Raw genomic sequence first — 7,142 nt, 5'->3', positions numbered from 1 at the left:
CAGCCTCCGCGCGCGCGATGTCGACGCTGATGCTGGTCCAGGGCTGGCCCCGATACGTGACGGCGAACTCCATGTTGACGGCGCCGTTGTCCAGGAGCAGGGGCTGGCCTTTGCGCCGGACCGAGAACCCCTGATAGGCGTCACCGGTCAGCGCCTCTTCGAGCGCGTCGGCGAGGTCGGCCTTCGTGTCCCGGAGGACTAGGTCGATGTCCTTGGTGGCCCGAGCCCGGGCACGCAGCCGCAGTTCGAGCGCGACGCCCCCCTTGACGATGAACCGTGGCCCGTCGAGACCGGCGGCACGCTCGAGCACACCCGCCAGGATCATGTAGGCGACCCATGCGCGCACACGGCCTTCGGCGACCCCAAGTTCGCGCGCGTACGCCTGCGCATACCTCGCCAGCACGCCAGCCGAGGGCGGCGGGCCGGTCGGTCTCTTCGCGGTCACGTCACATCCACGCGCGCGGGCGCCGCGCGACGGCGTTTCGGCCGGGTTCCAAGCAACTCGCGCTCCAGACGGTCAGCCTCGGAATTTGAAAGCACTCCTGATCGTCGTCCGTCGGCGATCGCCTGGCGAACAAGGTCGTTCCCAAGATGGCTGGCGTGTGCGTCGCGGATGGACCTGGCTGGTGTCGTGACGGGCACACCTTCAACGCGCTCGACGTCGTTTGGCGACAGGTCCGCGTAGTGAATGGCCAGACTGTTGGGCACGTCGCGGCGGATGCGAACGGCTGTCGGCAGTGTCACGTGGACGCGCGCGGGGCTGGCGTCAGACAACTCGTGAATGGAGAGGGCGGACTGATGGGACACGACGCCGACGACATCGGGCCGACGGACCTGCGGCCAAAGAACGGCCTCCATGTAGTGGCCGAGCCGGGAAATCGGGAACCGAGTCAATCGGTACACGCCCCGCGACACGCGCTCGATGTCGCCGTGCTGGGCGAGCTGAATGAGACGGACCTGATGGAGCCCGGCCACCCGGGCCTGGGCAGCCGTGAAGAACCCAGCCTGGTCTTCGGCGATTCCGTAGAGGACGGTGTCCCATTCGCGCTTGTACATGAGATTTGCCCGGTGGCAATACTATAATGTCTCTACGTATTATTGCCACACATTTTCACCCCCCAGCTCGCCTCAGGCCATCCAGCGACGACGAGGCACTTCGCTGTGATCGGCAGCCATCATCTGTGCGAACATCGTCCTTCGTTCCCCGGGAGTTCGCCTCGGAGCCAAGCCCAGACGCCTCTTGTGCGAGTAGCTCTATGCCGTTGAGATTGAGAACCGTGGGCCGGTCATTGGCTATGTCTGGCCAGCGCCATCGTCGGCTCACCCTCAGCCCTTTCTGTTCAGCCGCCCTGTGTCGGGTGGGACGCACTCAGTGCAGTCGCGCCAGGTTCACGAACCCGCGTGGAGCACCGGGATGGTTCAGTCGTCCTTGGCTCGTTCAGAGCGGTCAGCGACAAAGTCGTCAACTTGAGGGTCGAAGGGACTGACACCGCCCTAAAGCGTGAGGATGTCCTCCGGATCGCCAGGCACGTTCCGGCCGCGCGAGGACGCCGATGGATCGGCGCACTGCTTGGCGGCGGCGCGGGAGCTGGCATCATGGTCCCCCAGGATGACTTCACCGGCTCCGCGAAGGCCCTGGGCATTGCTGGTGGGGCGGCTGTCGGCTACCTCATCGGCCGACAGTTCGAGCGGAGCCCCAGGTGGCAACCCGTGCTCACCTGCGACCGAAACCGGGAACGACTCTCCTAACGCGCCTCGCCCCGGCGGCAACTTGACACCTTTCGAACGGACGAATCTTGAGCTACGACCTGCAGGTGTGGTCCACACAGCGCCCTCCCCTACCAACCTGCCTTCCGGATCACAGCCAGTGGGAGACACAGAATGAGGTCTGGGCGTGGGCGCGCCGCGGTTGGCAAATCGTTGCAGGTCCGGTGCACCGCGTGGAACCGGAGGACGTGCCGGAGGCCGTTCACGCCCTGCTCCCTGGCATCACCCACATGGTCGAATTCAATCTGGAGCCGAACGCCGCGCCGCAGTCAGCCTATGCACACGTGAGACGCGTCGCAAAGGCAGTCGCCCTGCAGAGTCATGGCGTGGTCGTGGATCTCCAGAGTGATGCGGTCACGACGCCTGCCGGCGTGCGGCGGTACGTGGGTGGTACTCGCAGCGCGACGCTGACCGCGCTGCAGTTGTCGTGGTTCTCGGTAGACGCCCGACTCGCCTCGCGCGCGGGCCTCGAACGAGTTGTCGACTGCTTTGAACAGCATGTCCCAGAGGCGCTGCCTGTCCGCTATGGGCTGTACGAACCGCCGTCCTTCCGGTACAGCGAGACGGGTCGCCAACACTTGATTGACTTCCTCGAGGAAGAGTATCTCGTTCCAGGTAACCTGGGCTCTACCGTCTGGTGCCCGAAGCGGCCCGTCGTCGACGTCACGCTGTCAATCGGCGTGGGTGCTCGTCGTCCGGGGGACCTCTGGCGGAGCCACCGCGTGACACTCACGCTCGACGCGTCCGTGCTTGAACAGAGCGGCTGGCCGACGGCGCTACAGCGTCTGTGGCGGCGCATGACGCACGACGTCCACGCCTTCTACGCAGATGTTCGATTGCTGCGGCGCTATCGCCTCTACTCTGGCACCGCCGAAGAGTGGCGTGAGGCTGAGCGGCATCCTGTGTGCGCGTCATTCTGGACAGGGATACCGCGAGACGGCGCCATGGCGGTTGCCCTGGGGCCACCCTACCTTTCTCGATGGACGCAGTTCGAAGTCGCCGCCGATCGCGAGGGTGAGATCGGATTCATCTCACCTCCGGCGTGGGCAGGTCAGGACGACGTGTTGGCGCACGTGGGTCACGTACCCGAACGGCTTGCGCAGCAGTCGACTGCCTATGCCGACGAGGGCGGCCCCAACCTTCGTCCGACGTATCCGAGCGAGTGGCCGTTTCCCGAAACGTAGGTGGCGGAAGCCCTGGCTAGCGACCTGTAGCCACCACGCCGTCGCAGGACGAGGCACGTCGCTATGGTCTGCAGCTATCGTCTGTACGATCCCTCTGCCGGCCTCGACCGCCTTCTGGAAGGCATCGCTGCACACTGACGACGGTCTATAGCCGTGGATCGACCGGCTCACTCTCCAAGGCGAGGACGCCAAAGACGCATTCGTGGACGCGTCTGAGAGGTTCTCGCTGGACGAACCGTTCCAGGCCTTCGATCCCCAGCGCGAACTCGCGCAAGGCGAGCGAGCGCTTACCCGAAAGGCCGCGCTGTCGCAACCGGCCAAGGTGTTCCGGCAACGTGTACTCGGGTCCGTAGATGATTCGGAGGTATTCTTTTCCGCGACACTTGACAGCCGGCTGCAAGAGACCGCGAGAACCGGTCGCGAGGAATGCCAGGGGCTTGACTACCGCCCCCTCGCCACCGTTCTCCGTCAGTTCGGTCCACCACGCCGTTGCGGCCGACTCGCTCTCGGGATAAGACAGGTCGACGACGCGATACCGGGTCGCGATCAGCAGCCCGTGATCTGGATCGACGAAGCTCCCGATCGTCGTCATGTGCCACACGTGATCCTTGTCGGAGTGAACCGCACCCTCCGTTGCCATCACATGGAATGGGGCAATGCGGATGTCGCGCAGCGATTCGACCGGCCAGCAGTAGTTCCGATAGGCACGGGCAAACCGATCGGCGAGTTCCTCCCGGACCTTATGGCGCTCTATCAGCGCGCCAACGTCTACGCCTCGCGCGCCAGCGGCCTCGAGCGCGCGAACCGCCTCACCGAGTCCCACCCGCGCCGCCGTTCCGACCGACGCATACTGCTGACGGACCAGTTCCAGTGCCTTTGCTGACCAGGGCATCAGTTCGCAGTCCAGGCAGACCCAGTCGGTGTTGAACTGCTCCCAGAATCCGCTGCGATCGAGAGCGCCCCGGACCGAGGCCAAGAGCTCTCTCTCCAGGGAAGCATCTTCAAAGAACCGGCGTCCGGTCCGTGTGTAGCAGATCCCGTCTTCGGCTTCGAGAACCCCGAATCGCTCGCGTGCCACCGATTGACTTCGGCAGACGATGACGATCGCGCGTGAGCCCATGTGCTTCTGCTCGAGGACAACGGTCGGTACGCCGTTCGACCGGTAGTAGCCGAACGCTTCGGCAGGGTGCTCGAGCAAGCCTTCGGCCTTGCTCGTCTCGCTCGGCGACATGGTCGGCGGCAGGTAGATCAGCCACTTCGGGTTCGCCGCAAAGCGGCTCATGACTTCTAGCGCGGCGGCTGCGTTCTCCTCGCGGATCGTGACGCTTCGGTGCAACCTCGTCGTGATCAGCCGCTTTCCGCGTACATCGTCGATGTCGAGCAGATCGTCGTTCGTCTGCTGGGCACTGAGCGTCGGCGTGGAGGTGTCCGGCAGAAACGGGCGGATCGGATCGGCGTATGTGTGCAACGCCGGCACGGACACGAGTTCTTTCTCGGGCCAACGTAGGGCGGTGAGCTTGCCGCCAAAGACGCATCCGGTGTCGATGTTGATCGTCCGGTTCAGCCATTCCGGATCCGGAACCGGCGTGTGTCCGTACACGACGCTGGCGCGCCCACGGTATTCGGCTGCCCAGTTGTGGCGGACCGGCAGTCCGAACGCATCGGTCTCTCCCGTCGTCTCGCCGAAGAGTGCGAAGTCGCGGACCTTACCTGAGCCGCGGCCCTGCATCTCGGCTTTCATCCCGGCGTGCGCCACGACGAGGTGTCCGGAGTCGAACACGTAGTGGCTGACAAGCCCATCGAGGAACGTCTGCACCTCAGATCGGAACTCTGGCGTCTGCTGGTCGAGTTCTGCCAGCGTTCGGTCGAGGCCGTGCGACACCGTGACGTCGCGGCCCTCGAGCTTACGCTTCAACTTGATGTCGTGATTCCCAGGCACAGCCAGGGCCGACCCTGCCTGTGACATCGACATCACGGTCTTCAGCGTATCGACGACGCGTGGGCCGCGATCGACGAGGTCGCCCACGAAGATCGCTTTCCGCCCGCCTGGGTGAGACCACGCTCCGCCGTCGGTCCGGTCGTAGCCCAGATGCTGGAGAAGCTGTTCCAGCTCGTCGCAGCACCCGTGGACATCGCCGATGATGTCGAACGGCCCCGCCTCGTGTTTCCGGTTGTTCCAAAGCGGCTGGCGCTCGATGACAGCTGCCTCGACGTCGTCCTGCGACGTCATGACGTGCACGTGCCTGAAGCCCTCGCGCCCGAGGCCGCGAATCGATCGGCGAAGCTGGCTCTTCTGATTACGGACAACGTGCGCGCCGAAGTCTCGGTCGGGCCTGACTCGATTGCGGTCGTGGCAGACACGCTCGGGCAGGTCGAGGACTATGGCCACCGGCAGCACGTGATACTCACGTGCAAGGGCGACGAGCGGCTTGCGTGCTTCGGGTTGGACGTTGGTCGCATCGACGACTGTGAGCTTGCCTCTGGCCAACCGTCGCGCCGCCACGAAATGCAGCGCGGCAAACGCATCGTCAGTTGACGACTGGTCGTTCTCGTCATCCGACACGAGCGCGCGAAAGGCGTCCGACGACATCACTTCGGTCGGCTTGAAGTGCCTGCGGGCGAACGTCGACTTGCCGCAGCCCGACGGACCGATCAGGACCACCAGGGACAGCTCAGGGATCGTGAAGGTCATCTCGTGAACACCGCCATCTGCGTCGGCGGACCGACCTCGCGGTCCTCGTCTCCAACAGGCTGGAACGTCACCGCGTAGCCGTGTCGTGACGCAACATCAGTGGCCCAGCCCTGGAACTCCACACGAGTCCACTCGAAGCGGTGGTCCTGATGGCGAAATCGACCTGCGGGTAACGACGGCCACTTCACGTTGTACTCTGCGTTCGGCGTCGTGAGGGCAATGGTCGACGGCCGCGCCGCCTCGAAGAGGACGCGCTCGAACGCGTGAAGCCTTGGTGGGTCCAGATGCTCGACGACTTCGACAACAGACGCCGCATCGAAACCACTGAGCCGGGCATCCCGATACATCAGCGATCCATGCATCAGGCGAATCCGCGCGCGCTGCGTCGGCGCCAATCGATCGAGCTTCAGACGAGATTCTGCCATGTCGAGCACGCGCCCGGAGACATCCATCCCGACGATCTCGGCCAATTGGTGATCGGCGAGCAGCCGGCGCAGCAGTTTGCCTTCGCCGCAGCCGAGGTCGAGCACGCGTGTCGCCCCGGATGACTTCAGCACCTCGACGACAGCATCCAGTCGTCGTTCGTTGAGGCTGATCGTCTGCTCGATCGTTGCTTCCTGTTCGTCCTTCCGCTGTGCAGCCGCTTCCTCTTCCGGCTGTTCTTCCGCCGTCAGCCGCGCGATGGCGTCTCGAACCAGGCCGCGCTGGTGGACCAGATAGCGGGAGACGATCACGTCACGCGAGGGATGGCTTTCGAGCCAGCCTTCGCCCCGGCGCAGCAATTTCTCGACTTCATCGTCGCCGACCCAATAGTGCTTCTGGTCGTCCAGGACTGGGATCAGGATGTAGAGGTGCGTGAGCAGTTCGGACAGAGGCCGTGTCGCCCGCAGCGTGACGGTAAAGAGACGGCTCGTGCCGAGCGCGGGCATCTTCTCGTCGAGCTCGTGCCGCCTGGCCTCCACCTCGTATCCAAGGGGTTCGAAGAGCGTCCGAAGGAACTGTTCACCACTGCGGCAAGGCACCGCCGCGATCCTCGCCTCGAGTGGCAGGGCCAGGGCCGTCAACTCGGGTTTCTTTTCGCATCTGCCGCCAATGGCCGAATTGAACCAGCGGGTCAGAACAACCGAGATCAGCGACGAGGCCACGTACGGCCGATCGTTCACGTACTGGTCCTCTGCGCCACCCTTGCCGCCGCGCCCGCGAACCATCGCCACGGGGTCGACATCGAGCAGAACGGCAGCCGTGCACGCCTCCTCGGTCGCCTCCGGATAGAAGACGGTGGCGTTGCCGAAGGGGAACTCCCGCGAGTGGACATGCTCCGGATGCTTGTGCAGCAGGAAGCCCAGATCGGTGGCCGGTCGGTGTGTCGTTCGAATGGTTAGGAGCATGTCTCTGGCTCGCGACAGTAGCCCTTCAGTATACCGAGACCCGGCTTCCGTCCGTCCTGAAGGCGGAGGTGCGAAAAACGTCCCTGAACTCGCGGCACCAGAGGCGTGTTC

5 protein-coding genes are annotated in these 7,142 nt (G+C 64.5%); 1 reads left to right on the top strand and 4 read right to left on the bottom strand.

Features of this window, described 5'->3' with window-relative positions; translation table 11 throughout:
* Nucleotides 1-445 (bottom strand): nucleotidyl transferase AbiEii/AbiGii toxin family protein (locus IT182_17980; protein MCC6165238.1); only part of this gene is annotated, 445 nt, incomplete at its 3' end.
* Complete coding sequence (locus IT182_17975) at nt 442-1,056, bottom strand: type IV toxin-antitoxin system AbiEi family antitoxin domain-containing protein (GenBank protein ID MCC6165237.1); 615 nt, start codon at nt 1,054-1,056, stop codon at nt 442-444. The genes IT182_17975 and IT182_17980, both read right to left, overlap by 4 nt.
* 995 nt (nt 1,057-2,051) lie before the next feature.
* Here IT182_17975 and IT182_17970 point away from each other — a divergent pair.
* Complete coding sequence (locus IT182_17970; GenBank protein ID MCC6165236.1) at nt 2,052-2,951, top strand: hypothetical protein; 900 nt, start codon at nt 2,052-2,054, stop codon at nt 2,949-2,951.
* A gap of 145 nt (nt 2,952-3,096) precedes the next feature.
* Here IT182_17970 and IT182_17965 read toward each other — a convergent pair whose 3' ends face one another.
* Both IT182_17965 and IT182_17960 read right to left on the bottom strand, forming a co-directional pair.
* Complete coding sequence (locus tag IT182_17965; GenBank protein MCC6165235.1) at nt 3,097-5,643, bottom strand: polynucleotide kinase-phosphatase; 2,547 nt, start codon at nt 5,641-5,643, stop codon at nt 3,097-3,099.
* Complete coding sequence (locus IT182_17960; GenBank protein ID MCC6165234.1) at nt 5,640-7,031, bottom strand: 3' terminal RNA ribose 2'-O-methyltransferase Hen1; 1,392 nt, start codon at nt 7,029-7,031, stop codon at nt 5,640-5,642. Before IT182_17960 ends, IT182_17965 begins: the two co-directional genes overlap by 4 nt.
* Nucleotides 7,032-7,142 lie beyond the last annotated feature (111 nt).

It is taken from the genome of Acidobacteriota bacterium (genome assembly GCA_020845575.1).
Classification (GTDB): Bacteria; Acidobacteriota; Vicinamibacteria; order Vicinamibacterales; family Vicinamibacteraceae; genus Luteitalea.
The sequence above is the reverse complement of the archived record's forward strand: the minus strand, read 5'-3'. Positions and strand labels throughout refer to the sequence as shown.